This is a genomic window from Parabacteroides chinchillae, assembly GCF_900108035.1.
Classification (GTDB): domain Bacteria; phylum Bacteroidota; class Bacteroidia; order Bacteroidales; family Tannerellaceae; genus Parabacteroides; species Parabacteroides chinchillae.
Window position 1 is genome coordinate 1 of the sequence record NZ_FNVS01000007.1, and the last position, 26,927, is coordinate 26,927.

The window sequence follows — 26,927 nt, forward strand, 5'->3', positions numbered from 1 at the left end:
GTAATGGTGACCCACTCCAAGCATGATGCGAGCTTTGCCCACCGTGTTATCAATTTGTTTGACGGTAGTATTGTATCTTCGGTTAGTGAGTTTATTTAATGGATAAATAGATGAAGACTATTATACGAAATTTCATATTTGTCTTGTGGCGCTTCAAGATGGCGATGTTGCTGAATGTGTTTGGTCTGAGTATCGCTTACGCTGCTTTTATGATCATTATGATGCAGGTATCGTACGATAATCATTTCGATTCGTGCCAGCCCAATGCCGCTTCCATCTTCCGCATGGACAGATCCGGATGGGGCGGATCTTCAGCCGTTTCTTCCCGTCCGTTGGAACGGACAGCCAGGGAATTGTCGCCTCATATAAAGTATGGCGTTGTTCTTTCTTCATGGGGAAACAATACTTTCTTCTCCGTTGAGCATAATGGCAAAAAAGCAAATTATAAGGAGCAGTTTAAAGCTGCAACACCGGATTTACCCCATGTATTCGACTTCGATTTTACAGAAGGTTAATGATTAATAATTAGTAATTTTTACAAATATAGAGCTTGTTTTACAATAAACAAGTGTTGGCCTATGTTTTTCGGTGAAATACGTGACATGTGAAATAAATGTTGTATCTTGCCGTCCGAAACTTAAGTTTATACTGCAAATTAAACGCACAATGAAGAAAAAGTATGTTTTGGTTCTCGCTTTAGCAACCATTTTAGTTTGTAATAGCAAACCAGCCGTAGCAGCTACTGAAGATGAAGCTTTCGACCCGGTAGAGTATGTTAACCCCTTGATGGGGACACAATCCAGTTTTGAACTTTCGACAGGGAATACCTATCCTGCCATTGCCCGTCCATGGGGTATGAACTTCTGGACACCGCAAACGGGCAAGATGGGCGACGGATGGCAGTATGTATATACGGCTAACAAAATCCGTGGATTCAAACAGACACACCAGCCAAGCCCGTGGATCAATGATTACGGGCAGTTTGCTATTATGCCTGTTGTAGGCAAGCCCGAGTTTGACCAGGATAAGCGTGCCAGCTGGTTTTCGCATAAAGGAGAGGTTGCCAAGCCTTACTATTATAAGGTCTATCTGGCAGAGTATGACGTGGTGACGGAGTTTACGCCGACAGACCGTGCCGCCCTTTTCCGTTTTACTTTCCCCGAATCGGATAATTCGTATGTCGTTGTCGATGCTTTTGACAAAGGTTCGTATATTAAGGTGATTCCGGAGGAGAATAAGATAATGGGTTACAGTACGAAAAACAGCGGTGGTGTGCCTGGTAACTTCAAGAACTATTTCATTATCGAGTTCGATAAACCGTTTACTTATGAAGCTACTTTTGCCGATGCAACTTTGAAGGAAGGGGTGAAGGAACAGACTTCGGACCATGTTGGTTCTGTAATCGGCTTTAAGACGAAGAAGGGCGAAGTGGTTCATGCCCGTGTGGCTTCTTCGTTTATCAGCTTCGACCAGGCGGCTGTCAACATGAAGGAGTTGGGTAACGATAGCTTTGAAACACTGGTGTCCGAAGGAAAGAAGACTTGGAATGATGTGTTGGAACGTATTGAAGTAGAAGGCGGTTCGTTAGACCAGTTCCGTACGTTCTATTCCTGCATGTACCGTTCGTTGCTTTTCCCCCGTAAGTTTTATGAAATAGATGCAGCCGGAAAGGTGGTTCATTACAGCCCGTTTAACGGCGAAGTATTGCCGGGTTATATGTTTACCGATACAGGGTTCTGGGATACATTCCGGTGTCTGTTCCCGTTCCTTAACCTGATGTATCCTTCGATGAGCAAGGAGATGCAGGAAGGTTTGATCAATACATATAAAGAAAGCGGGTTCTTCCCCGAATGGGCCAGCCCGGGACATCGTGGATGTATGGTCGGGAACAATTCGGCTTCTGTTCTGGTGGATGCTTATATGAAGGGCATTAAGGTGGATGACCTGGAAACCTTGTATAAAGGGTTGATCCATGGAACAGAGAATGTACATCCGGAAGTGTCTTCTACAGGCCGTTTAGGACACGAATACTACAATAAACTGGGCTATGTCCCTTATGACGTAAATATTAATGAAAATGCAGCCCGTACATTAGAGTATGCTTACAACGACTGGTGTATCTGGAAGTTAGCAAAAGACTTGGGACGCCCTAAGAAGGAAGTAGAGCTGTATGCCCGTCGTGCATTGAATTATAAGAACTTGTATGACAAGGAAACTATGTTGATGCGTGGCAAGAAGGAAAACGGCGAATTTATGGCTCCGTTCTCTCCGTTGAAATGGGGCGATGCCTTTACTGAGGGTAACAGCTGGCATTATTCATGGTCTGTGTTCCATGATCCGCAGGGATTGATCGACCTGATGGGTGGCAAGGAAAACTTTGTGATGATGCTCGACTCCGTATTCAATGTCCCGCCCTTGTTTGACGATAGTTATTATGGCCAGGTGATCCATGAAATACGCGAAATGACGGTTATGAATATGGGTAACTATGCGCATGGCAATCAGCCTATCCAGCACATGATCTATTTATATAACTATGCCGGTCAGCCCTGGAAGGCGCAGTATTGGTTGCGTCAGGTAATGAACCGCATGTATACACCGGGTCCTGATGGTTATTGCGGTGATGAGGATAACGGACAGACTTCTGCCTGGTATGTGTTTACGGCCTTGGGTTTCTATCCTGTTGCTCCCGGAACAACACAATATGTGTTGGGTGCTCCTTTGTTTAAGAAGGCTACGTTGCATTTTGAGAATGGAAACAGCCTGGTTATCAATGCTCCGGCTAATAGTGAGAAGAATATCTATATCGAGTCTATGACGTTCGACGGTAAGAATTATACGAAGAACTATCTGGATCATAACGATCTGTTCAAAGGTGGCGTTATCGACTATAAGATGGGTGATAAGCCTAATTATACCCGGGGCATTAATCCGGAAGATATGCCGTATTCATTCTCTGTAAACGAGGAAGGAATCAGTAAACTATCTCCGGTTACGGCACCTAAATCAAAGAAGAAAAAGTAGACAGTATGAATAGTTGTTTTAAGACAAAAGCACTAACACATATGGGCAAAGTGTGTTTTGTGGCGGCTTCGGCATTAGTGCTGGCTTCGTGTGCTCCCGGAGGAGGACATGATCCGGCAAACCGGAAAGCCCCGGTAGATTACGTAAATCCGTATATGGGGAATATCAGCCATTTGCTGGTTCCTACGTATCCTACCGTGCATTTGCCAAACAGCATGCTTCGTGTATATCCTGAACGGGCAGACTTTACGGGCGACCGTTTGGGAGGCTTGCCAATTATAGTAACCAGCCATAGAGGTAGTTCTGCCTTTAATCTGAGTCCGTATCAAGGTGACGAAGCCGGGCTGCAACCGGTTATCGACTATAGTTATGACCGCGAGAAGATCATGCCGTATCGCTATCAGGTATATCTGGATGACAACAATATTGATGTGGATTTTGCTCCGTCGCACCAAAGCGCTGTTTACAAGATTACTTTTGAGAAAGATGGCCCTGCTTATCTTGTCTTTAACAGTCGTAACGGACAATTGAAAGCCGAAGGAAATGCAGTAAGCGGTTATCAATATGTAGACAAGAAGACAAAAGTATATCTGTATGCCGAAACAGATAAGAAACCCGAAAACTGTGGTGCACTGGCAGGCAGAACCGTTAAGTTCGGTGATAATACGGTGGAAGGAGAAAATGCGGCTTTAGTTCTGGCCTTTGGCGATGGCGTAAAGAACCTGGGCGTCCGTTATGGTATTTCTTTTATCGATGAAGCGCAAGCTAAGAAAAACCTTGAACGTGAGATAGCTGCTTATGACGTTGATGTAGTTGCCAAGATTGCACGTAATGACTGGAATGATGCCTTAGGCAAGATCCAGGTAACCGGCGGTAGCGAGGATGATAAAGTTGTATTTTATACTTCTTTGTATCGTTGCTATGAACGGCCTGTCGCATTAAGTGAAGATGGACGCTATTATAGTGCTTTTGACGGAAAGATACATGAAGATGACGGTCGTCCGTTTTATACCGACGATTGGATATGGGACACTTACCGTGCTACTCATCCGTTGCGCATCCTGATAGATAATGAGAAAGAGGATGATGTTATTAATTCATATCTTTTGATGGCTGAGCAGATGGGTACGGGTTGGATGCCTACTTTCCCGGAAGTAACAGGAGACTCCCGTCGTATGAATTCTAATCATGCTGTAGCTACCGTTATTGATGCTTACCGTAAAGGCTCACGTGGTTTTGAGCTGGAAAAAGCATATATTGCGGCAAAAAAAGGAATAGAAGAGAAGACCTTGATACCATGGTCGGCTGCTCCTGCCGGTTGGCTGGATGAATTTTACAAGGAGCATGGTTATATCCCTGCTTTGAAGCCGGGAGAAAAGGAAACTGTTCCTAATGTTTCTATTTGGGAGAAACGTCAGCCGGTGGCTGTTACTCTGGGTACGGCTTACGATGAATGGTGCTTGTCGCAGATTGCCCGGGAATTAGGTAAGACGGATGAAGCTGATTATTATTTATCGAAGGCGTATAATTATCGTAATCTGTTTAATCCGGTTACCAAATTTTTCCATCCGAAGGATAAAGACGGTAAGTTTATAGAACCATTGGATTACCGTTATGACGGCGGATTAGGCGCCCGCAATTATTATGGAGAGAATAATGGTTATATTTATCGTTGGGACGTGCAGCATAATATTGCCGATTTGATTTCCTTAATAGGCGGTAATGAGGCTTTTATATCGGCTCTCGATTCGATGTTCAATACGCCGCTCGGTATGTCTAAATGGCAATTTTATTCATTCTTGCCCGATCATACAGGCAATGTAGGTATGTTCTCCATGGCAAACGAACCAAGTTTGCATATACCTTATTTATATAACTATGCAGGTCAGCCTTGGAAGACTCAGAAACGTATCCGTACGTTGCTTAATCAGTGGTTTCGCAATGATTTGATGGGAGTTCCGGGTGATGAAGATGGTGGTGGAATGTCTGCTTTTGTTGTGTTTAGCCAGATGGGCTTTTACCCAGTTACTCCAGGTTCGCCTACTTATAATATAGGTAGTCCGGTATTTACAGACGTTAAAATAGATATGGGTGGCGGAAACACCTTTGAAATAAGGGCTTATAATGCATCTGAAGAGAATAAATATATTCAATCGGCCAAATTAAACGGCGTTGCTTTGAATCAACCTTGGTTTAATCACAGTGACATTGCTTCCGGTGGTTTATTGGAATTTGAAATGGGGCCAAAAGCCAATAAAGAATGGGGGATAGCAACGCCTCCTCCTTCGGCTGCTCCGATGCCAATTGATAAATAGGTTTTGATCGATGGTAAAATGAAAGCGGGTGTTACGTTGATCGTAACACCCGCTTTCATTTTGAGACGGCTTATATTATGCTGTTTTTTTCGGGTTGTTTAATGGCAAAGTAAACCAGAAAGTAGACCCTTTTCCTACTTCGGAGTCCACACCGATATTACCTCCCAGATATTCTATAATTGTTTTGCTGATGGTTAATCCTAGGCCTGTACCTTGTTTGAATGTGTTAGCTTTTACAAAACGTTCGAAAATGTGTTTTTGATCCGTTTCATTAATACCGATACCTGTATCTTTCACGCAGACTTTTATAGTGTCGTCTATTTTTTCGTAATAAAGAGTTATACTTCCTTCATTAGTGAATTTGATAGCATTGTTTATGAAGTTTGATATAACTTGTATGATACGTTTTTCGTCAGTCATTAACGAAATGGAAGGTAAATTGTTGCTGAATATAAGGTTTACGCCCGGTTTCATTTTAATAGAGTTGGCAATAACTATTTCTCCGCATATCTCCTTTATGTCCAGTTTTTCGATATGATAATCCAGTGTACCTGCTTCAATCTTGGAGAAGTCAAGGACGTCGTTGATTAATTGAAGTAGAAGATCATTGTTTTTATGGATAATATCCAGATAAGTTTGTCTTTCTTCCTGATCGTATGTTTCAGCAATAATATCGGAGAAGCCGACTATTGCATTTAATGGCGTTCGTATTTCGTGACTCATATTTGCGAGGAATGCAGATTTTAAGACATCTGCTTCTTTTACTTTTGCAAGTTCAAGCTCTTTTTGCCACATTTCTTCCCTTTTCATTTGGTTTTCGGTATCATCAAATACCATATACAAGTAGCCGAATATGCTGTTGTCTATATCTTTTAAAGGAACACCTTTTACTTGTAAATGTTTTATGCCTTTAAAATTATCCGAATTATAATAGCCACTCTCGTTTACAGTATTGAAGTTATAATCGAGTCGGAATTCTACGTCTTCTCCTTTTTTTAGCTTTTTATTCACCCATTTAGGTATATTCGGGTTTTTAAACATGTTGACACCTAGTACTAGGTTTTTAGAGGTTTGGAAAATGTTTAAGTCTGCTTGGTTCAAATCTAACAAGTTTCCGTTTTCGTCATACAATTCCACGCCCCAAGGTAACTTATCGAATATGATTTGAAATTTGGATTCACTCTTTAGTTTTTCTGCTTCTGTATATTTTGCTATACCTTTGGCATGGGTTCTTTCGATAGCAATGGAAAGGATGTCGGCAAATACGCGCAGGTTTTCCAGGTCGAAAGCTGTCCAGAATCGTTTTAATTTGACTGAATCCAAGCCAATGAAACCACGTACTTTGCCTTCGTAGAATACAGGAATGGATATTAATGATTGTACGTTTTGTATTTTAAGAAGTTCATGCTCTGCACATGCTTCTACAGGCATTGATTCTATGTCGTTGAGTATAATATCTTCTCCGTTACTTATCTTTTTTATCCACCAGGGTACATCTTCTGTATGTAGCCGACGAAGTAGGTCTTCGCGCATAGATAGGATTCCATCACAGGTAACTTCGTTTGTAAAGTCTACCATACGTTCTTTTTCATCTAAAATGCCGATATAGACACGGTCTACATCGAAAAATTCTAAAACTTTAAGCAATGCATGATCTATAGCTGCCCCCTGTTCAAAATTGATTAGAATTTTCAGGATTTTCGACATAATCTCTCTTAACGAAATTAAATTTTCAAGGAAATTGTCTCCTTTGTAATCAACTTCATTATTGGATATATTTATTAAACTGCCAGGGGATGTATTCATTTTGACTAATATGGGTTTTCCATTTGTTCCGGGCAAAAGTACTGGTTAATTTTTAAATTTGTATATTAAATGCTGTAGATTATGTTAATGTAAGTATTATGATACTTAATAATGATTCCTTTCACGGAATTCTTTAGGAGTTAGCCCTTCTTTTTTCTTGAAAAAAGTTGAAAACTGTCCGATAGTTTCAAATTTTAGTATGAAGGCTATTTCCGATATATTCAAAAAAGAAGCCGTTAGCAATTCTTTGGCTTTCAGGAGTTTCTGTTGTGATTGGTATTGAGCGGGTGAAACTCCGGTATATTCTTTGAACATTCTGCGAAACCATGAGTAGCCAAGCCCTAATCGAAATGCAATTTCTTCTGGTGTTAGCGGATTTTCGATATGTTCTTTCATTAATATACGTGCTTCATTAATCTTATCGACGATATATGTATTCGTAAAGGAATTGTTTTTCTCTTTGTAGTAAACAGTCCCCAGTATATGTAGAACGATACTGGAGATCATCTGCTGATAGCCTGATTTTTCCTGAGAGGCGATTTTTAAGATATCTTCATACAAGCCTACTATGGTAGCACTTATTCCTATATGAAGCATGGGTTCGCCTTTGTTAAAGAATTTGTTTTTAATACATTTGTCTACATGGATGCCACGGAAGCCAACCCAATATTCATCCCAACCGGATTCTGTATCCGGATAATAACTATGCCATTCGCCGGGAAAGAGAAGTAACATGGTTCCTGCACTAACCTTTTTTTTCTTGCAGGATTGTGACGAAAAATATCCACTGCCCTTAGTGATATAAACAAGCTGGTATTCGTTGAGTACTCGCCCGTTTTGGGGTTTGAAATCATAATTTTCAGGATGGCGTGATAATGGATATTGTCCTTTGGGGGGAATAAATTGGTAACCGATGGTCGTTACGACAATACCCCAGTCTTCGTCTGTTGGGCTGATAGAGAGATAATGTAGCTGATCTTTTTTTATTCCACTCATTTTAAGACGGGGGATGGTTCTGGAAGCAAACATACAAAAATATGTTGTAATGAGTATAAAAGACTGTCAGAATTGAAAGGTTTAATATCATTTTCATAAATAATATAAGGATTTGATTATTTATTTTTGCTATCAATAAAAGATATACTTGATCTGATGATGAAAAAATACCACTTTTTAGCTTTTGATATAGGAGCCACTAGCGGTCGTGCTATGGTAGGAACTTTGGAAGAAAACCATTTTTCCATTCAGGAGGTAAATCGTTTTCCGAATACATTAATTGAAATTCATGGTAAATTGTATTGGAATATATATCGTTTGTATGATTCATTGAAAGAGACACTGGCTCTTTGTGCCGGAAAAGGAATACATATAGATTCTATCGGTATTGATACATGGGGAGTAGATTTCGGTTATGTTGGTAAAGACGGCTCATTACTCGGACTTCCGCGCGCTTATCGTGATCCATATACAAAAGGTGCTCCTGATGAGTTTTTCAAGTGTATTTCCCGGCGGGAAGTATATGATTATACAGGTATTCAAATTATGGAATTTAATAGTTTGTTCCAGCTTTTCAGGGCAAAAAAAGAAAAGTGCTCGTATTTGGAACATGCGGATCAAATATTATTCATACCTGATTTGTTATCATATTTATTAACCGGGCGAAGAATCTGCGAATATACGGATGCTTCTACTTCTCAATTATTAAATGCCAGGTCAAAACAGTTTGAGACCGCATTGTTTGATGTGGCAGGTCTGCCATCAGACATAGTTGGTCCGGTTGTTATGCCCGGAACAATAATAGACTCTCTTACTGATGAACTTGCACGTAGTACAGGAATAGGAAAAATTCCTGTTGTAGCGGTGGCTGGACATGATACTGCTTCTGCCGTTGTAGCTGTTCCGGCTTCCGATTCTCGTTTTGCTTATTTGAGTAGCGGAACATGGAGTTTGATGGGAATAGAAACAGATCAACCTGTTATTAACGATGTTTCATACAAACATAATTTTACAAATGAAGGAGGAATAGAAGGGACGATCCGTTTTCTAAAGAATATTACTGGCATGTGGTTGCTTGAACAATGCCGGAAAGAGTGGAATAAAGAAGGATGTTTTTATTCTTATCAGCAAATTATGGAGATGGCAAAGCATAAGACTTCTTTTTATTCTCTTGTCGATCCGGATAACCCTTGTTTTACTAATCCTGTAAGTATGACTGCTGCAATTAAAACATATTGTGACGAAACTGGTCAAATTCCTCCTCGGGAAAATGCAGAATTTGTACGTTGTATTTTTATAAGTTTAGTAGATCGATATCGGCAGGTTCTTGAACTTTTATCTGAAATGACATCTTTTGATATAGATAAATTACATGTTATAGGTGGTGGCGCAAAAAATTATTTTTTGAATCAGCTTACGGCAAATGCCATAAAGCGTCCCGTGATTGCCGGACCTTATGAGGCAACTGCTGTTGGCAATTGTATGGTACAGGCAAAAGCTCTGGGTGTTGTTGCTGATAGATGGGAGATGCGGCGTATTATAGCTTCATCACTTCCTGTCGAAATTTTTTATCCGGAAAACAATTAATTTATAATAGTAAAATAGTACCATGATAAAAGAAAGTTTGATTCATCAGGCATTTGAAGTGGCAGTCGAACGATATGCTGCGGTAGGAGTGGACGTGCATAAAGCTTTAAATGATATGCAGAAGATTTCTTTATCTCTGCATTGTTGGCAGGCTGATGATGTATCCGGTTTTGAGAATCAGGGTAATTCTTTATCCGGAGGTATTCAGGTAACCGGCAATTATCCCGGACGCGCACGTACAATAGATCAATTACGCGCTGATATATTGAAAGCTAAGTCATATATTCCGGGACGGCATCGATTGAATTTACACGAGATATATGGCGATTTTCAGGGGAAAAAAGTTGATCGTGATGCCGTAGAACCGAAACATTTTGAAAGTTGGATGCAGTGGGCGAAAGTGAATGACTTTAAATTGGATTTCAACAGTACCTCTTTTTCTCATCCGAAAAGCGGGGATTTGACGTTGGCAAATCCGAATGATGAAATACGTAATTTCTGGATTGAACATACGAAACGTTGTCGCCTGATCAGTGAAGAGATGGGAAAATATCAGAATGATCCTTGTATGATGAATTTGTGGATTCATGACGGAAGTAAAGAAGTGCCGGCTAATCGTTTGAGATATCGTTGCATTTTGGAACAGTCGTTGGATGATATATATTCTGCTGATTATAAAAATATGAAAGATTGTATAGAAGCCAAGCTGTTTGGTATCGGCTTGGAGAATTATACAGTGGGTTCATACGATTTCTATTTAGGTTATGGGGTGAAAAAAAATAAGATCGTTACACTGGATACAGGTCATTTCCATTTAACAGAAAGTATTGCAGACAAAGTATCATCTTTACTTCTTTTTACGCCGGAGATAATGTTGCACGTGAGTCGTCCGGTTCGCTGGGATAGTGATCATGTAGTGACTTTGACCGATGATCTTTTAGATTTGGCTCGTGAGATTATTCGTTGTAATGCTCTGGATCGGGTACATATCGGCTTGGATTATTTTGATGCTACGATTAATCGTATCGGGGCTTATGTCATCGGTAGCCGGGCAACGCAAAAAGCATTTATGCAGGCTTTACTGGATCCTATCCGTTTACTTTGCCAATATGAAGATGAAAGTAAATATTTTGAACGGCTGGCTTTGCAGGAAGAGGCCAAAAGTTTACCTTGGGGAGCCGTCTGGGATATGTTCTGTTTGCAGAATGATGTACCGGTAGGAGAGTCATATATAAATGAGGTTGAGCGTTATGAGAAAGAAGTAACCGGAAAACGATAGCAAAAACTACCAAAATGAATAAAGAAACAGATATGGATGAACTTAGAAGTAATAAACCGCTGATGGCGGAAATAGATCGTATTGCAGAAGTTGCCGGCTATTTATGGGCTAAAGGTTGGGCCGAACGTAACGGAGGTAACATTTCTGTAAATGTTACTTCGTTGATGGGCGATGATGAAAGACAATTGCCTTCTATCTCTTCTTTAACTCCTCTGGCGGAGTCTATGACCGGATTGTGTGGACATGTTTTTTACGTGACCGGAACCGGAAAACGTATGCGTTATATAGCTCAGGATCCTTTTGCTAATGGGGCTATAATACGTATTTCTGCTGACGGAAAAGCATATGAAATAATAGCGGAACAGCCTATATCACCTACTTCCGAATTACCATCTCATTTGATGATGCATAATTTTCTCAGAAAGTCGGGACGTGATAGCCGGGTAGTCCTTCATACGCATCCGACAGATCTTATCGGAATGACACATTGCAAACCATTTACAGATTCGGGTGTGATTACGCGTACGCTGTGGAGTATGATACCGGAATGCCGTATTATTGTGCCTAAGGGGGTGGGTATTGTTCCATATGAGATTCCCGGCACATTGGAGTTAGCTCATGCAACTATAAAGCAATTGGAGAAGCATGATGTTGTCTTTTGGGAGAAACATGGAATTTTGGCTGTAGGAGAAGATATAATAGAATGTTTTGATGCTATTGATACGCTTAGTAAAGCAGCTCAAATCTATTTCAGCGCCCGTATGGCCGGATATGAACCTGAGGGAATGACAGACAAGCAGGTCGATGATCTTGTAGGTGCATTCAATTTGTAATTATATTGAGTAAAAAGAATAGTGTACCGTACCATGAAATATTACTTTACTCTGGTTTCTTTGTTTTGTGTTGTTGTCGGTTGGGCTCAGCAGCGTGACAGCCGTATACGCGAGTATCTTCCTCCTGTAAAGATACTGTGGCAGTCTTGTGATATTCCAGGAATAAATAATTTGTTACAACAGGGAAACGGACAATCTGAGTTAGCAATCGGTGATCTTTGTATACTAAAGAGTACGGAAAAGGAACAGGCATCTGTGTTATTGGATTTCGGTAGAGAGATTCAAGGTGGAATCCAGTTTGTGACAGGAATGTCGCCGTCACATCAGCCTGTAGCTGTCCGTGTTCGCTTTGGCGAATCTGCCAGCGAGGCTATGTGTGATATTGATGGTCATAATGGAGCATCTAATGATCATGCAATGCGTGATTTCACACTTCAGCTGCCCTGGCTCGGGGTGGCAGAAGCTGGTAACTCCGGTTTCCGGTTTGCCCGTATTGATTTACTTGATAAATCTGCGGAACTGCACTTGAAAGAAATCCGCGCTATCTCCATATATCGTGATTTGGAATATAAGGGCTCTTTTAGTTGTAACGACGAACGACTGAATGAAATATGGAAGACCGGAGCATATACGGTACATCTTAATATGCAGGAATATCTTTGGGATGGCATTAAGCGCGACCGTCTTGTGTGGGTTGGTGATCTGCATCCTGAAGTTATGACGGTGAGCAGTGTGTTTGGTTATAACGAAGTAGTTCCTAAAAGCCTTGATCTGATTCGTGATATTACACCATTACCTCAATGGATGAACGGAATCAGTTCTTATTCTCTTTGGTGGCTTCTTATTCAACGTGACTGGTATAAGTACCAGGGAGATTTCAATTATCTGAAAGCTCAGCAGAAATATCTTACCGGGTTGTTAGAACTACTTCTTACTAAAATAAATGAAAAGGGTGTAGAGCAATTGGATGGTTTTCGTTTTCTGGACTGGCCGTCCAGCGAGAATGCTGAAGCTGTTCATGCAGGATTACAATCACTTATGGTGCAAGCTTTTGATGCGGGAGTGGAATTGTGTTCAATTCTGGATGAAGAAGCACTTGCTGCTCGATGTAAGTCTGCGGCTCAACTATCACGTAAAGCCGGTCAGTATTTGAATCCGGCCGGAACTAAACAAGCCGCGGCTCTTATGGCTATATCAGGCTTGATGGTTCCCGGAAAAGTAAATGATATGTATATATCTGTCGGTGGTGCTAAAGGCTTCTCAACCTTTTATGGTTATTACATGCTTCGTGCAATGGCACTGGCCGGAAATTATAAAGGTGCTTTAGATATTATCCGTACCTATTGGGGCGCCATGCTCGATTTGGGGGCTACTACCTTTTGGGAGGATTTTGATATGGACTGGTTGCCTGATGCGGCACGTATCGATAGCCTTGTTCCTGTAGGAAAGAAGGACATTCATCGTGATTACGGTAAATTTTGTTATCAGGGGTATAGACATAGTTTTTGTCATGGCTGGGCTTCAGGTCCGACAGCATGGCTTAGTGAATTTATACTTGGTGTTCATGTAGTGGAACCTGGTTGCCGGGTTGTACGCATTATACCCGAATTGGGTGATTTGCAATGGGTGGAAGGAACCTTTCCCACACCTCATGGAGTAATAAAAATACGCCATGAACGTGATGCAAACGGAAAAGTAAAAAGTTCAATTGATGCACCGGAGGAAATTGTAATTATCAAAGAATAATCATAAACATATTAATACATGAAAAGACAACTTATTTTAGTCTCGCTACTCGTTTCCTTACTTATAATAACGGGCTGTGACCGGAAGAACGAAGGAACTGTTCCGGTTAATTTGCGTACCGAATATCTGACGGATCCGATTGGAATTGATACTGCCTCACCACGCTTTACATGGGAATATCAGAGTACTGATGACAGTTTTGTACCTACACATACGGAAGTCACCGTTTCTACTTCCCCTGATATGAAACAAAACAAAAAAGTGTTGAACTGGCAGAATAGTAAACCGGAAAACCGTATGTCTGAAATAAGTAAACTGTCGCTTCAACCGGCTACGCATTATTATTGGACTGTTACGGTTTGGGATGCCGATGGACGCGAATGCCGTACTTCTGAAGTGGCATCATTCGAAACCGGCTATTTTTCTTTTCCTGTCTTTTCTTCAAAATGGATAACAGATGGCAATAATAAAGATTTTGAACCTGCACCTATGTTCCGTAAAACTTTTACTGTAGGCAAGACTGTACGGGATGCACGTCTTTATGTGGCTTCTGCCGGATATAACGAAATGTTTATCAATGGAGAAAGGGTAGGAGGTCATTATCTTGATCCGGGATATACACATTTTGATAAACGTATTCTGTATGTTACCCATGATGTAACCGGTATGGTGAAGGAAGGGGATAATGCAATAGCTGCCGTGTTAGGTAATGGCTGGTATAATGTACAGTCTGTTGCTGTATGGGATTTCGAAAAAGCACGTTGGCGAGATCGTCCCCGTATGTATTGCGAACTTCGCTTAGTCTATGACGATGGTTCCACAGACAGTATTGTGACTGATGAAAGCTGGCGTACGGCCGTTGGCCCGTATATTTATAATGATCTTTATAGTGGCGATATGTATGATGCGACATTGGAAGAAAAAGGTTGGAACAATACAGGTTTTGATGATAGCCAATGGAAGCCTGTTACAGTTACGGCCTCTCCGGCTTCTAAGGTTGTCGCTCAGCAAATGCCGCCTATCCGTATTACGCAAGAATATGCTCCGGCAGATATGAAAGCATTTGGCAATAAACTTTACGTTTATTCTTTTCCGAAGAATATTGCAGGCTTCTGCCGTCTCAAAGTTAAAGGAGAACGTGGTACGCGTATTACTTTGAAACATGGTGAACTGCTGAAAAAAGATGGTCGTCTGGAACAGGGAAATATTAATATTTATTACCATCCGGTTAAACCTTACGAAATGTTTCAGACCGACGTATATACACTGCGGGGCGATGGTACGGAAGAGGTATTTATACCTGCTTTTACTTATCATGGATTCCAGTATGTGGAAGTGGAAAGTGATAAACCAGTTGTCCTTACTAATCAGAGTCTTACTGCATTAAGTGTGCATACGGACGTAAAACCGGTAGGGCGTTTTGAATGCAGTAATCCGATGTTGACTAAAATATGGGATGCTACAATGCAGGCTTATGTGAATAATTTACACAGTATTCCCACAGATTGCCCGCAACGCGAAAAGAATGGCTGGACGGCTGATGCACATGTCGCTGTTGATCTTGGTCTGTTAGGTTTCGATGGCATTACATTCTACGAAAAGTGGATGAATGACTTTATTGATAACCAACGCGACAGTATTGGCGATATTTCTGGTATTATTCCTACTGCAACCTGGGGATATGGTGATTGGCCGGGCCCGGTTTGGGATGCGGCTATGTTTATTATTCCGAATGCCCTTTATAATTATTATGGTACACAGCATAGCATAGAGCAGCTGTATCCAACCATGGAACGTTATCTGGAATATCTTAAAACGAAGGAAACACCGGAAGGTACACTGGCGAATGGAATTGGTGATTGGGTATTCTGGAAAACCTCTACTAATACGGAATATACTTCTACGGCATATTATTATTTGGATAATGTACTTATGGCGCGTTTTGCAGGTTTGTTGAAGAAGGATGCAACTCCTTATCAGCAGAAAGCCGGGGAGTTAAAGGCAATCATCAACAAAAAATTCTTCAATGCCGAAACGGGCGAATATGCCGGAGGTACACAAGCTGCTCAAGGTGTGGCATTATATCTGGGGCTTGTTCCCGAAGGTAAAGAGGAATTGGTGGCGAAAACTTTACGTGACAAGATTGTTGCAAATGATTGTTTTCTTGATTTCGGGCTGCTTGGTAGTAAAACTGTCCCTGCCATGCTTACAAAGTATGGATATATTAAGGATGCAATGAAGATGATATTAAAAACCGAAGCTCCATCCTGGGGCTATTGGGTGGAAACAATGGGATATACTACTTTACCCGAAACTTGGAAAATGAATGATAAATTTGCAGATGCTTCTCTCAACCACGTTTTTATGGGTGATGTCTCTGCCTGGATGATGAATACATTAGCCGGTATTAATTATGACCCGTCTTCTCCGGGATTCGGGCATATACTGATCACTCCTCATTTTGTGAAGGAACTGGATTGGGTCAGGGGAGATTATCATTCGGTGCGTGGACGTATCATGAGCGAATGGAAGCGTGATGGCAATCATGTGATACTTGATGTAACTATACCGGCCGGTTGTACTGCCGACGTGATTGTAGACGGTAAAACCCAATCATTGGGTAGTGGAACACATACACTTACTTTCTGATAATAATATATTACATATGAAGAAATCTATTTTCCTTTTAACCTGTTTTGTGTTCCTGCTTTTAATTGGGCAGGAACTAGCCGGACAAGGGCAAGCTCAATGGATTACAACGGAAAGATGCCAGAGTGCATCAAATACATGGCTTGCTTATCGTAAAACATGCACAATTCATCATGTACCGGATAAACTTCTGGCTAAAATTGCCGCAGATACTAAATATTGGCTTTGGATTAATGGAAAAATGGTTGTCTTTGAAGGCGGATTGAAACGTGGTCGGTCTCCGCATAGTACCTATTATGATGTGGTGGATATTGCACCATACCTTTGGGAGAACGAGAATACAATAGCCGTACTTGTCTGGCATTTTGGAAAAGATGGTTTTGCACATGTAAACAGCGGAAAGGCAGGGTTGCTGTTTGAAGCCATAGGCGAAGACGTTACTTTGTTGTCTGATGAAAGCTGGCAGTGCACACTTTATGATGCTTATCAGAATACCGGAGCACCTTATCCCAATCATCGTTTGGCGGAAAGCAATATCCGTTTTGATGCCCGCCGGATGATAGCAGATTGGTATAAACCGGATTTTGAAGGTTCTTTTCCGGGTGCACAACTTGTTGTTGCTGCTACAGAAACATTCGGAACACTTGTGGAACGTCCTATTCCTCAATGGAAGAATAGCGGGTTGATAGCTTATCCTAAAGTCAGGTATTCTAAAGCAGGCGATACTCTTTTCTGTAGTTTGCCTTACAATGCGCAAGTCACGCCATACCTGAAAGTAGAGGCAGGCGAAGGAAAAACAATTCATATTTTAACCGATAATTATGGAGGAGGTAGCGAATTGAATGTTCGTGCCGAGTATATTACAACTAACGGACTGCAAGAATATGAAAGTTTAGGCTGGATGAACGGGCATGAGGTTCTTTATATCATTCCCGAAGGTGTGAAGGTGTTGGATGTCAAATATCGTGAGACAGGTTATAATGCCGGTCTGGACGGTGCATTTCGTTGTGACGATCCTTTCCTGAATGAGCTTTGGAAGCGTAGTGCCCGTACATTGTACATAACAATGCGCGACAATTATATGGACTGTCCTGACCGTGAACGTGCTCAGTGGTGGGGCGATGAAGTGAATGAACTTGGAGAAGCTTTTTACGCACTTTCTCCCGAAGGTCAGAAACTGGCATTGAAAGGAATCTATGAGTTAATAAATTGGCAGCGTGCAGACGGAACGCTTTATTCTCCTGTCCCTGCCGGAAATTGGGCAAAAGAACTTCCTTTACAAATGTTGGCTTCGGTTGGATGGTATGGTTTCTATACCCAATATTATTATAGTGGAGACAGCTCTTTTGTTTCTGCCATATACGATGGCCTGCATCGTTATTTGCACGAAGTTTGGAAGACGGATGACAGTGGACTTCCTATTGAACGTAATGGTGGATGGAGTTGGGGCGACTGGGGCGAAAATGTTGATATGGGTGTACTTACAAACTGTTGGTACTATTTGGCATTGAAAGCAGAGCATGCCTTTGCTGTGCAGTTGGGAAAAATATCGGATGCAAAAGAAATCTGTCGTATGATGAATACGATCGAGAAATGTTTTAATACTAAATTCTGGACAGGAACAGAATATAGGGCTCCCGGTTATCGTGGAGCAACAGATGATCGTGCGCAGGCAATGGCTGTTGTTTCAGGGCTTGCTTCTCCCGAAAAATATAAACCGCTTTTGAAGATATTTAAAGAACAATACAATGCAAGTCCTTATATGGAGAAGTATGTTCTCGAAGCATTATTCAGAATGAATCAACCCGATTTTGCTATTTTGCGGATGAAACAACGTTATAAAAAAATGCTCGAATATCCTTATTCAACCTTATTTGAAGGTTGGGGAATAGGAGCAGATGGTTTCGGCGGAGGAACTATTAACCATGCATGGAGCGGGGGGCCGTTGACAATATTGAGCCAGCAGGTTTGTGGTGTGGAACCTACATCTCCAGGATTCAAGACCTTTAAGATCGCTCCTCAGTTGGGTTCTTTGCACGAAGCAGAAGCGGTGATTCCTACGCATTATGGGAATATAGAGGTAAAGATACGGAAGAATGGTCGTACACAGGCGTTTAGAATCAAAGTTCCCGAAGGTACTGTAGCTGAATTATTATTACCCGGTAAAAAGACAGAAATACTTTACCCCGGCGTACATAAACTAAATAAGTAAACTTTACGATAGCATAAACGAACGTTTTTTCCTATGATTTATAATTCACCCCCTTAACAAAGCTGTCTTGTTGTCATAATAATGACGCGTTTTATCATAATATAAACCAATACATTCGGCTTTGTCTGTTGTGCAACATATAGATTTTGTCTACTTTTGTGCCCGATCATCAACGTGGCAATAGGTGAATGGCAAAAGCTAGAAAAAAAACACAGACGCGAAAAAAAACAAAAAAACAAAACCATGCTTCTCTGTTTATATCTGTGGTGAAGCGTTCGTTTATTTGGATAAGTGTGGTAGTTGCATGTGCAATTGCGTCGTTGTTTGTATATAATTATTTATTTCCGGTAAAGAAGACGGTTCCGGTTTCTGAAAATCGGCAAGAAATTCCGGAAATACCTGAGAAGAAGATTACAAAGGCTGTACCGTCCGGAACTTCCTCAAAATCATTTAAACTTCCGGTTAATGCCGAAATTCCCCGTTTACAGGTTAAGCAGAAAGAACAGGTTGTCAAGCACGAAGGATATACTGTTTCTTATAATTCGGATTACAGGATTGCCAACTGGGTAGCTTATGAGCTGACTGCTGCAGAGGCAAAGAGCAAAAAAACGAATCGTTCTAATAAATTTGTTCCCGATCCGATGGTGAAAGGAGCCTCGGCTACAAATGAAGATTATACCCGAACCGGCTACGATAGAGGACATTTGGCACCGGCAGGCGATATGAAATGGTCGGCAAAAGCAATGCGGGAATCTTTTTATTTTAGTAATATCTGTCCTCAGAAACCAGGACTGAACAGAGGCATCTGGAAAGATCTTGAAGAGCAATGTCGGTTATGGGCAATGGATAACAGAATGCTGTTGATAGTGACCGGACCTGTAATTTCTGACGATTTGAAACGGATGGGGAAAAATAAGGTAGCTGTTCCTGCGTTATTTTATAAGGTAATTTGTACTATTGTAAACAATAAACCCGAAGGTATTGCATTTTTATTTGAAAATAGAGATTATAGGGATATTTCATTAGAGTCGGTCGCTATCCCGATTGATAGTGTAGAAAAGGTAACCGGTATTGACTTTTTTCCATCTTTTCCTGACGATCACGAGAGCAGGATGGAAGCTGGGATCAATTGGAATGTATGGTTTTTTTAGCCGAAACAATAGCACAATACATTGTGTTGTATTTTATAGAAACAGATTAAAATAAATAATAAAAAGCGATTTACAATGAGTGGAAAATTAATCCCCGTTTTAGCATTGGCAGCACTGATATCATCTTGTAGCCAACCTCCTGTGAAAGAGCAAGGTCCTCGCCCTGTAAAATTGGCGGAAGTGGTTTCTCTGAATAGGGTGGAAAAGTCATTCAGTGGAGTGGTATCTCCTGATCAGTTTAGTGACCTGGCATTTAAGATGTCGGGACCGCTCATCTCATTGAATGTAGAAGAAGGTCAGAAGATTCGTACAGGACAAGTGGTGGCCGAAATAGATCCTCAGGATTTCAAATGGGAGTTTGAAGCCAAGAAAGCATCATATCAAACGGCGGAAGCTCAGTTGCAGCGTGCCGAGAAACTGTTGTCCAAGCAAGCCATTTCTAAGCAGGAGTATGAATCGACCGAAGCTGCATATTCTAATGCGAAAGCAGCATTTGAATATGCACAGAATCAGTTGACTCAAACAAAATTGCGTGCTCCGTTTGATGGCTTTATTCAGAAAAAATATGTTGAAAACTATCAGAAAGTGCAGGCTGGACAAGGCATTGTTTGTTTGATTAACCCGAACAAACTTCAGATACAGTACACAATGCCTGAATCGAGCATTAATTATTTTTCCAACCCATACAGCCTTTATGTGGAGTTTGACAATTACAAGGGCATTCGGTTTAAGGCAAAAGTGAAGGAATATGTGGAAGCGTCGCCCGATGGTTCCGGCGTTCCTGTTTTTTTGTATATAGATGATCCTGAGTTTAATTTGGATAAATATAAGGTCGCTGTTGGCTTTTCTTGCCGCGTGATCCTGCATGTGGAAACAGGAAGTTTTAATGAGGGAGCAGTCATGATTCCGATTTCCTCAATTGTGGCAGGCGAAGGAAATAATAATATGTATGTATTTGTTTACAATAGCCAGAGCCAAAAAGTTGAACGCCGTCAGATTAAGGAAGAAGAACTGCTGGGAAAAGACCGTGTCGTTGTTACGGAAGGTTTGCAGGCTGGCGAGAAGATTGTAACAGCCGGTGCCACCCGATTAGTTGACGGTCAACAGGTAAAAGTATTAACAGATTAAGCAGATAAACAATGAATATACCAAAATATTCTTTAGAAAATAAGAAGATTATATATTTCTTTTTGGCAGTTCTGCTGATAGGAGGTGTATACTCTTTTTTTAAATTGCCAAAGAAGGAAGATTCGCCCTTTGTGATTAAGCAGGCCGTCTTGGTTACGCAATATCCGGGCGCAACCCCTTTAGAGGTTGAAAAGTTGGTGACAGAGCCTATTGAACGTGAGATACAGTCAATGGCTGACGTATATCAGATTAAATCGGAATCATATTTCGGTATGTCTAAAATCTCGATAGAACTTCAACCCACACTGGATCCGAATTATATGCCGGTTAAGTGGGATGAGTTACGTCGTAAGGTAGCTAATATTCAGCCGCAACTTCCTACCGGAACGTCTGCTATTAATGTGAGCGATGACTTTGGGGATGTTTTCGGTATTTATTATGCCCTTTCTGCGGATGAAGGTTTTACTTATAAGGATATGCGTGACTGGGCGCAGAAGATAAAAACCGAGTTGACCCCCATACCCGGTGTTCAGAAAGTTTATTTGTATGGCGAACAAACACAGGTTGTAAATATTCGTATATCGGTTCCTAAGCTGGCCAACTTGGGTATAGATCCCAATTCTATACAACAGGTATTGCAAACGCAGAATTTACTTGTAAATACTGGGGAATTAGGCACCGGGACATATCAGCTACGTGTAAATGCCGAAGGAACTTACAAAAGTATTGAAGATATCCGCGATCAGTTGATTGTAACGAAGAGCGGGAGTGAGGTTCGTTTAGGAGACATTGCTATTATAGAACGCGGCTATATGGATCCGCCTTCTAACTTAATGCGTGTAGATGGTAAGCGTGCAATCGGTATAGGTGTGGCTACAGGGGCAAAGGATGATGTTGTTGCTGTAGGAAATGCCGTATCAGATCACCTGAAAGAGATGGAGCAGCTTTTCCCTATCGGCATGGAACTGAAAACGATTTATCCGGAAAACAAGATTGCGGATGAAGCGAATAATGGTTTTATTCTGAACCTGATCGAATCGTTGTTGATTGTAATTGTTATTATCTTCCTGGTGATGGGTTCCCGTGCCGGTATGTTGGTGGGGAGCTCGTTATTATTCTCTGTGGGAGGTACATTGCTGATCATGCTTATCTGGGGTGTCGGGCTGAACCGTACGTCATTGGCTGCATTTATTATTGCAATGGGTATGCTTGTGGATAATGCCATCGTGGTGACAGATAATGCCCAGGTGGGTATTAAGCGTGGATTGTCGCGTTATCAGGCTTTGATAGATGGAGCAACCAAACCTCAATGGGCTTTACTTGGTGCAACATTTATTGCAGTTTGTTCGTTTTTGCCGATGTATCTGGCTCCGGCTGCCGTTGCCGAAATTGTAAAACCTTTGTTTATTGTATTAGCCGTATCTTTGGGATTAAGCTGGATATTGGCATTAACGCAGACAACTACATTTGGTAACTTTATATTGAAAGAGGCTAAGCCGGGCGAAGCTAAAGATCCCTACGATACCAAGTTGTATCATAAATTTGAGAAGGTGCTGGCTCGTTTGATCAAACGCAGATATGTGACATTGGTATCTGTTATTGCAACCTTGTTCCTCTCTCTGTTTATTATGGGTATTATGCCGCAGAGTTTCTTCCCGATCATGAATAAGCCTTACTTCCGTGCAGATTTGATTTTCCCTGAAGGATATGGTATTGAGGATGTGGAACGGAATGTAAAGAATATTGAAAATTATTTGAAGACGAATGAGAATATTAAGTCTTATTCATTTACAATGGGCGGTTCTCCGGTTCGTTATTATCTGGCTAGTTCGTCGGTAGGACCGAAACCTAATTTTGCAAATGTGTTGATTGAAACCAAAGATGCTAAAGATGCAAAAGGGGAAGAGGGCAAGTTTTATGATTATATGGTTGCCAATTATCCTGAGATTTTGACTCGTTCGGCACTATTTGCATTGTCTCCGGTTCCGGATGCAGCAATTGAAATTGGCTTCATTGGTGATAATATAGATACATTGGTTGCATTAACCGGGCGTGCCCAGGATATTGCCCGTTCGAATGATATGGTAATGGAAGTCCGAAATAGCTGGGGAAACAAGGTGCCGGTATGGAAGCCGCTGTATTCCCAGGAAAAAGGTTTAAGACTGGGTATCACTCGCCAGCAGGTGGCTTATTCACTTCGCTCGGCAACGAATGGAGTCCCGTTGGGCGAATATCGCGAAGGCGATGTATTTATGCCTATCTTAATGAAAGATGCCGACCGCGATTCGATGAACCTGAATGATATAAAGACTTTGCCGGTTTATAGTGCAAAAGGCCGCTCCGTTAAGGTCGAGCAGGTTATTGATGATTTTTCGTTGGATTATGAATATAGCGTAGTGAAGCGTTATAACCGTCAGCGTTATATGATGATGCAGTGCGAACCTAAACGTGGAGCTAATACAATGGCTGCATTTAATAATTTGTGGACGGAAATACAGCAAAAAGTCCAGGTGCCGGAAGGGTATAAATTGCAATATTTCGGAGAACAGTCAGAACAAGATAAAGGTAATAGTGCAATTGCTGCAAATATACCTTTAATGTTCGGATTGATTTATATAACATTGTTATTCTTGTTCCCGAAATTTTATCGTAAACCGATTCTGATTATGTGTATGTTGCCGTTGATCTTTATCGGGGTTGTATTAGGTTTATTGGTATTTGGTAAATCTTTGGACTTCTTTGCCATGTTAGGTTTGCTGGGACTGATAGGTATGAATATAAAGAATGCTATCGTATTGGTTGATGAAATAGGCTTGCAGATGAATAGCGGACTGGCTCCGGTAAATGCTGTTATTGAAGCTACAAAAACGCGTATTGTTCCGGTAACGATGGCTTCGGGAACTACAATTCTTGGTATGTTGCCTTTGTTGGGTGATGCTATGTTTGCCGGTATGGCTGCTACGATCATGGGCGGTTTATTTATATCTACTGTCCTGACAATATTCGTACTTCCAGTTACCTATTGTATATTCTTTAAGATTAAATCTGAATAAGTAATATGAGAAATAAAATAATAATAGCTTGTTTACTATTGGGAGCTTTGTCTGTAAAAGCACAGGATGGCCGGTTTTCGATAGAAGAGTATAAACAGCGTGTTCTTGAATACAGCCGTCAGATAAAGCAAAGTGCGGAAGAAAGAATAGCTATGCAGCATGCTGTAAAAGCTGCTAAGACGGCATTTTTTCCAGCAGTGGATTTTTCCGGTAACTACCAGTATCGTATCAATAAATATGAACTGGGAATGGGAGACGGAATACCCGGAATAGAAATGGATCATAATACCTATAGTCTGGGTGCAACCGTAAACCAGCCTATCTATGCAGGCGGGCAGATTTATAATAACTATAAAGCTGCACAGGTACAGGGCGAGATTGCATCACAGGCGGAAGAATTAACTACGGATAATATAATCTATACAGCCGACCTGAATTATTGGTCGGCAGCTGCCCGCAAAGGAATGTATGAGGTTATGTGCCAATATGTGGATATAGTTCAGGAATTGGCAAATGTGCTGACTATCCGTTTTAATGACGGCCAGATCAGTAAAACGGATTTATTGCAGGTAGAGTCGCGGCTGAAGGAAGCGGAGCTTAATAAGAGTTCGGCATATAAGGATTATCAGATTGCGTTGCAGAATATGAATTCTTTAATGGGGGTTTCTCCTATGGCTCCGATAATAGTGACGGATTCCATTACAATGTATCAGATGCTGCCTTTGCAGGTGGGCGAGGATGTTGCTTTGCGTAACCGTCCGGAATATACAATTACCCAATTGGATATTGAGTATCAAAAACGTCAGATTAATTTGTCGAAGGCTAAATATAATCCGACACTGGCAATAGGATTCCAAGGTAGCTGGGGAACACCTATGTTGAATGTGAAAGGTTCCGACTTACTTTGGACTCCGGCAGTGTTTGCCTCATTGAAGATTCCATTGTTTCATTGGGGAGCACGTTTTAAAGAGGTAAACTCTCAAAAGGCACTTCTTCGCAGCAAGGAATATGCAATGGATAATACACGCGATCAGATAGCAAATGAAGTGGCTAATGCCTGGACCAGTTTGAAGGAGAATACGAAGCAAATAACTGTAGCGGAAGAAGCATGCAAGATTGCCGAAGAAAACCTGGATTTGAATACATTTAGCTATAATGAAGGTAAACTTCCTATTTTGGATGTGCTTTCTGCCCAATTATCGTGGATTCAGTCTTATAGCAGTTTGATCCAGACCTGGTATCAGCAAAAGGCTTCTTTAGCGCAATATAATAAAGCAATAGGACTGCGCCGTTTGCAGTAAATTTTGGTTTAAATGGATATTGAAAAGAGATTGCCTTTGTTTGAGGTAATCTCTTTTTATTTTATCTTTGCCCTGTCTAAATGTTAAAATATTGCATTAGCAGTGAAGATGTTTCGATAATTTTAAAAATGTGTTGTATAATATCTTTTTTTATTTGCTCAGTTTTATTAAATGGCGCATCTTTGCATGCAGATAACCTAAACAATCTTTTTGCCTTAAAGACTAATACCTATTAAAAACCTATAAAGCGAGCCTTTGAGAAAAGGCTCGCTTTATGATTTATTAGAGTTAATAGCCTGTCTCTTCTATCTTTGACGATATTTTACTTATGGCTTCATATAACTTTTCTTCGGGTAAGATAATATTAAAATTTCCCCAAAAGTTTTCATCATATATGAAATTTGTTTCCCCAAAAATGGTGCGGGTAGGGAGTATTTCGTTCTTTACAAAACGTTTTACGTCGGAAGTGTCCGTTTTACAAGTCACCATTTCGAACCATGTATGAAGATTATTTGTGTTAAAAAGTGATTTTCTTTTCTTAATTTTAAAGTATAAATCGCCTTTTACATGATTGATATAATATGTTTCATTCCATGATTTATAAGTTATCGTATACGAAACTTTTTGAGGTATGATTTTAAGTCCTTTACTTTTTTTTCGTATAAACATGTTGGCTGCATCTTTGATGTATTTGGGATTATATTCGAAAAACACACGGAGCAGGGCATAGTTTTCCGCATCGATATAAATTTCACCTTTGTATAAAGGTCCGCTTATGTTATTTTTTTGTTCGAAAGAAATGACATTTGCCAATCTGTTATCAATAACGGTAATATCAGTGTGCGCGTATGTGTACAGGTTTTCTTCGTCTAAAGTGAGAAAGTCGGGCAGGTTTTTAACAACATCCAATGTGAGGCACGCATTGATACCCGATTTTATTTTGGCGATAAGAGAATCATGGTCTTGCTCATTACTGATCCTGTGCATTTTTAATAATTTGACCTGGTCGCTATGCTGTATATTATTATATGGTGTTTTGTACACTTTAAATATAGCTTCCGTAAGATTGGCCAGTTTCTTTTTATGCTCTACACCTTCTCTATAGAATGTTGTTAAATAAACGGGCTGATCCGTATAATTAGATTTCCTTCTATCCAGCATTTCCTGGATTAATTTGACCGGATTTACCAAACGGATGACAACCTCTTGTATTGGAATAACTTTCGGTTCGAGTGCCAGCGTGTTGTATTTATCTATAAGAATTTCACTTCTTACTTCCTGAGGTTCGTAGCCTATATGTGAAAAATGAATTGTCGATTGCCGGAGTGAGTCGGGGAGCCGGAGCCTGAATTCCCCATTCTGATTGCTTATTGTTCCGATAGGATTTTCTTTTACGCTTATAGTTCCGAAAGAAATAGGTTCTTTGGAATAATGGTCTTGTAAAACTCCTCCAATGTCGAAATAAGTGCTGTCTTTAATTACCGGTGTAACTATGGGTATGGAAGTAGTCGTGTTTGTTTTTGACGGAAGGGATAGTAGAATATGATTGCCGATAATTTGCATTTGGATTTTATTGTTTCCTGTAATGGCATAAATAGCTTCCCTGATTGTATATTCTTTCTTTTTTAATTTTATCCTCTTTTCATTATCTATAATTTTGCTATCGTATATGAATAAGAATTCCGAACGTTCTGAAACATCTTCCAGTAATTGGTATATTGTACCTTTTTGTTTTGAAAGGACTATTTTCCGGTCAAGCATATCATTTCCGTCTGCCTGCATAGGTAATGATATAAATAGCAGGAAGAAGCAAATAATGTATGATGCTTCCCATTTTATCATGATCG

Annotated in this window: 16 protein-coding genes and 1 pseudogene; 14 read left to right on the plus strand and 3 right to left on the minus strand. The window is 40.7% G+C overall.

Annotated elements, in window-relative coordinates:
* The 4 genes and pseudogenes from C4S38_RS06595 to C4S38_RS06610 form a co-directional block, all read left to right on the plus strand.
* Window positions 1–99, plus strand: a pseudogene (locus tag C4S38_RS06595) (ABC transporter ATP-binding protein); the annotation flags it as partial.
* Window positions 100–110: 11 nt separating this feature from the next.
* Window positions 111–515 (plus strand): hypothetical protein, encoded by a 405-nt coding sequence (locus C4S38_RS06600; protein WP_103983065.1) that lies wholly within the window; start codon window positions 111–113, stop codon window positions 513–515.
* A gap of 151 nt (window positions 516–666) precedes the next feature.
* The gene (locus tag C4S38_RS06605) at window positions 667–3,024 is read left to right on the plus strand and encodes a GH92 family glycosyl hydrolase (RefSeq protein WP_103983201.1); all 2,358 of its coding nucleotides are present in this window, start codon (window positions 667–669) and stop codon (window positions 3,022–3,024) included.
* A 5-nt stretch (window positions 3,025–3,029) separates the two neighbouring features.
* The gene (locus tag C4S38_RS06610) at window positions 3,030–5,339 is read left to right on the plus strand and encodes a GH92 family glycosyl hydrolase (protein ID WP_234999310.1); all 2,310 of its coding nucleotides are present in this window, start codon (window positions 3,030–3,032) and stop codon (window positions 5,337–5,339) included.
* A 75-nt stretch (window positions 5,340–5,414) separates the two neighbouring features.
* On the opposite strand, the gene C4S38_RS06615 is transcribed toward C4S38_RS06610, so the two are convergent.
* The gene (locus C4S38_RS06615; protein WP_103983066.1) at window positions 5,415–7,145 is read right to left on the minus strand and encodes a GAF domain-containing sensor histidine kinase; all 1,731 of its coding nucleotides are present in this window, start codon (window positions 7,143–7,145) and stop codon (window positions 5,415–5,417) included.
* A gap of 105 nt (window positions 7,146–7,250) precedes the next feature.
* Window positions 7,251–8,174, minus strand: a complete 924-nt coding sequence (locus C4S38_RS06620; RefSeq protein WP_394340843.1) for an AraC family transcriptional regulator — start codon at window positions 8,172–8,174, stop codon at window positions 7,251–7,253.
* A gap of 126 nt (window positions 8,175–8,300) precedes the next feature.
* Between C4S38_RS06620 and C4S38_RS06625 the strand changes: the two genes are divergently transcribed.
* The 10 genes from C4S38_RS06625 (at window position 8,301) to C4S38_RS06670 (ending at window position 25,080) form a co-directional block, all read left to right on the plus strand.
* Entirely contained in the window at window positions 8,301–9,728 is a 1,428-nt protein-coding gene (locus tag C4S38_RS06625; RefSeq protein ID WP_103983204.1) for a rhamnulokinase, read from the plus strand.
* A 22-nt stretch (window positions 9,729–9,750) separates the two neighbouring features.
* Window positions 9,751–11,007 carry an L-rhamnose isomerase gene (locus C4S38_RS06630; protein ID WP_103983067.1) on the plus strand — a complete coding sequence of 419 codons (1,257 nt, stop codon included), beginning with the start codon at window positions 9,751–9,753 and terminating at the stop codon, window positions 11,005–11,007.
* A gap of 32 nt (window positions 11,008–11,039) precedes the next feature.
* Complete coding sequence (gene rhaD / locus C4S38_RS06635) at window positions 11,040–11,840, plus strand: rhamnulose-1-phosphate aldolase (RefSeq protein WP_103983205.1); 801 nt, start codon at window positions 11,040–11,042, stop codon at window positions 11,838–11,840.
* A gap of 33 nt (window positions 11,841–11,873) precedes the next feature.
* Entirely contained in the window at window positions 11,874–13,586 is a 1,713-nt protein-coding gene (locus C4S38_RS06640; RefSeq protein ID WP_103983068.1) for an alpha-L-rhamnosidase-related protein, read from the plus strand.
* A gap of 18 nt (window positions 13,587–13,604) precedes the next feature.
* Window positions 13,605–16,235 (plus strand): family 78 glycoside hydrolase catalytic domain, encoded by a 2,631-nt coding sequence (locus C4S38_RS06645; RefSeq protein WP_103983069.1) that lies wholly within the window; start codon window positions 13,605–13,607, stop codon window positions 16,233–16,235.
* A gap of 16 nt (window positions 16,236–16,251) precedes the next feature.
* Window positions 16,252–18,447 (plus strand): alpha-L-rhamnosidase-related protein, encoded by a 2,196-nt coding sequence (locus C4S38_RS06650; protein ID WP_103983070.1) that lies wholly within the window; start codon window positions 16,252–16,254, stop codon window positions 18,445–18,447.
* Between the two features lie 188 nt (window positions 18,448–18,635).
* The gene (locus C4S38_RS06655; protein WP_103983071.1) at window positions 18,636–19,598 is read left to right on the plus strand and encodes a DNA/RNA non-specific endonuclease; all 963 of its coding nucleotides are present in this window, start codon (window positions 18,636–18,638) and stop codon (window positions 19,596–19,598) included.
* 75 nt (window positions 19,599–19,673) lie between these two features.
* Window positions 19,674–20,726, plus strand: coding sequence for an efflux RND transporter periplasmic adaptor subunit (locus tag C4S38_RS06660; protein ID WP_103983072.1), 1,053 nt, complete (start codon window positions 19,674–19,676; stop codon window positions 20,724–20,726).
* Between the two features lie 11 nt (window positions 20,727–20,737).
* The gene (locus C4S38_RS06665) at window positions 20,738–23,779 is read left to right on the plus strand and encodes an efflux RND transporter permease subunit (protein WP_103983073.1); all 3,042 of its coding nucleotides are present in this window, start codon (window positions 20,738–20,740) and stop codon (window positions 23,777–23,779) included.
* A 5-nt stretch (window positions 23,780–23,784) separates the two neighbouring features.
* A complete protein-coding gene (locus C4S38_RS06670) occupies window positions 23,785–25,080 on the plus strand; it encodes a TolC family protein (RefSeq protein WP_103983074.1) in 1,296 nt (431 codons plus the stop codon).
* A 288-nt stretch (window positions 25,081–25,368) separates the two neighbouring features.
* Here C4S38_RS06670 and C4S38_RS06675 read toward each other — a convergent pair whose 3' ends face one another.
* The gene (locus tag C4S38_RS06675; protein WP_103983075.1) at window positions 25,369–26,922 is read right to left on the minus strand and encodes an STN and carboxypeptidase regulatory-like domain-containing protein; all 1,554 of its coding nucleotides are present in this window, start codon (window positions 26,920–26,922) and stop codon (window positions 25,369–25,371) included.
* Window positions 26,923–26,927: the final 5 nt, after the last annotated feature.

Bases quoted from the DNA above. Each gene is read 5' to 3' on its own strand.
- C4S38_RS06665 (WP_103983073.1), top strand. From the start codon at position 20,738: ATGAATATACCAAAATATTCTTTAGAAAATAAGAAGATTATATATTTC.
- C4S38_RS06600 (WP_103983065.1), top strand. From the start codon at position 111: ATGAAGACTATTATACGAAATTTCATATTTGTCTTGTGGCGCTTCAAG.
- C4S38_RS06605 (WP_103983201.1), top strand. From the start codon at position 667: ATGAAGAAAAAGTATGTTTTGGTTCTCGCTTTAGCAACCATTTTAGTT.
- C4S38_RS06620 (WP_394340843.1), bottom strand. From the start codon at position 8,174: ATGTTTGCTTCCAGAACCATCCCCCGTCTTAAAATGAGTGGAATAAAA.
- C4S38_RS06650 (WP_103983070.1), top strand. From the start codon at position 16,252: ATGAAGAAATCTATTTTCCTTTTAACCTGTTTTGTGTTCCTGCTTTTA.
- C4S38_RS06630 (WP_103983067.1), top strand. From the start codon at position 9,751: ATGATAAAAGAAAGTTTGATTCATCAGGCATTTGAAGTGGCAGTCGAA.
- C4S38_RS06645 (WP_103983069.1), top strand. From the start codon at position 13,605: ATGAAAAGACAACTTATTTTAGTCTCGCTACTCGTTTCCTTACTTATA.
- C4S38_RS06655 (WP_103983071.1), top strand. From the start codon at position 18,636: ATGGCAAAAGCTAGAAAAAAAACACAGACGCGAAAAAAAACAAAAAAA.
- C4S38_RS06670 (WP_103983074.1), top strand. From the start codon at position 23,785: ATGAGAAATAAAATAATAATAGCTTGTTTACTATTGGGAGCTTTGTCT.
- C4S38_RS06660 (WP_103983072.1), top strand. From the start codon at position 19,674: ATGAGTGGAAAATTAATCCCCGTTTTAGCATTGGCAGCACTGATATCA.
- C4S38_RS06675 (WP_103983075.1), bottom strand. From the start codon at position 26,922: ATGATAAAATGGGAAGCATCATACATTATTTGCTTCTTCCTGCTATTT.
- rhaD (WP_103983205.1), top strand. From the start codon at position 11,040: ATGGATGAACTTAGAAGTAATAAACCGCTGATGGCGGAAATAGATCGT.
- C4S38_RS06625 (WP_103983204.1), top strand. From the start codon at position 8,301: ATGAAAAAATACCACTTTTTAGCTTTTGATATAGGAGCCACTAGCGGT.
- C4S38_RS06615 (WP_103983066.1), bottom strand. From the start codon at position 7,145: ATGAATACATCCCCTGGCAGTTTAATAAATATATCCAATAATGAAGTT.
- C4S38_RS06610 (WP_234999310.1), top strand. From the start codon at position 3,030: ATGAATAGTTGTTTTAAGACAAAAGCACTAACACATATGGGCAAAGTG.
- C4S38_RS06640 (WP_103983068.1), top strand. From the start codon at position 11,874: ATGAAATATTACTTTACTCTGGTTTCTTTGTTTTGTGTTGTTGTCGGT.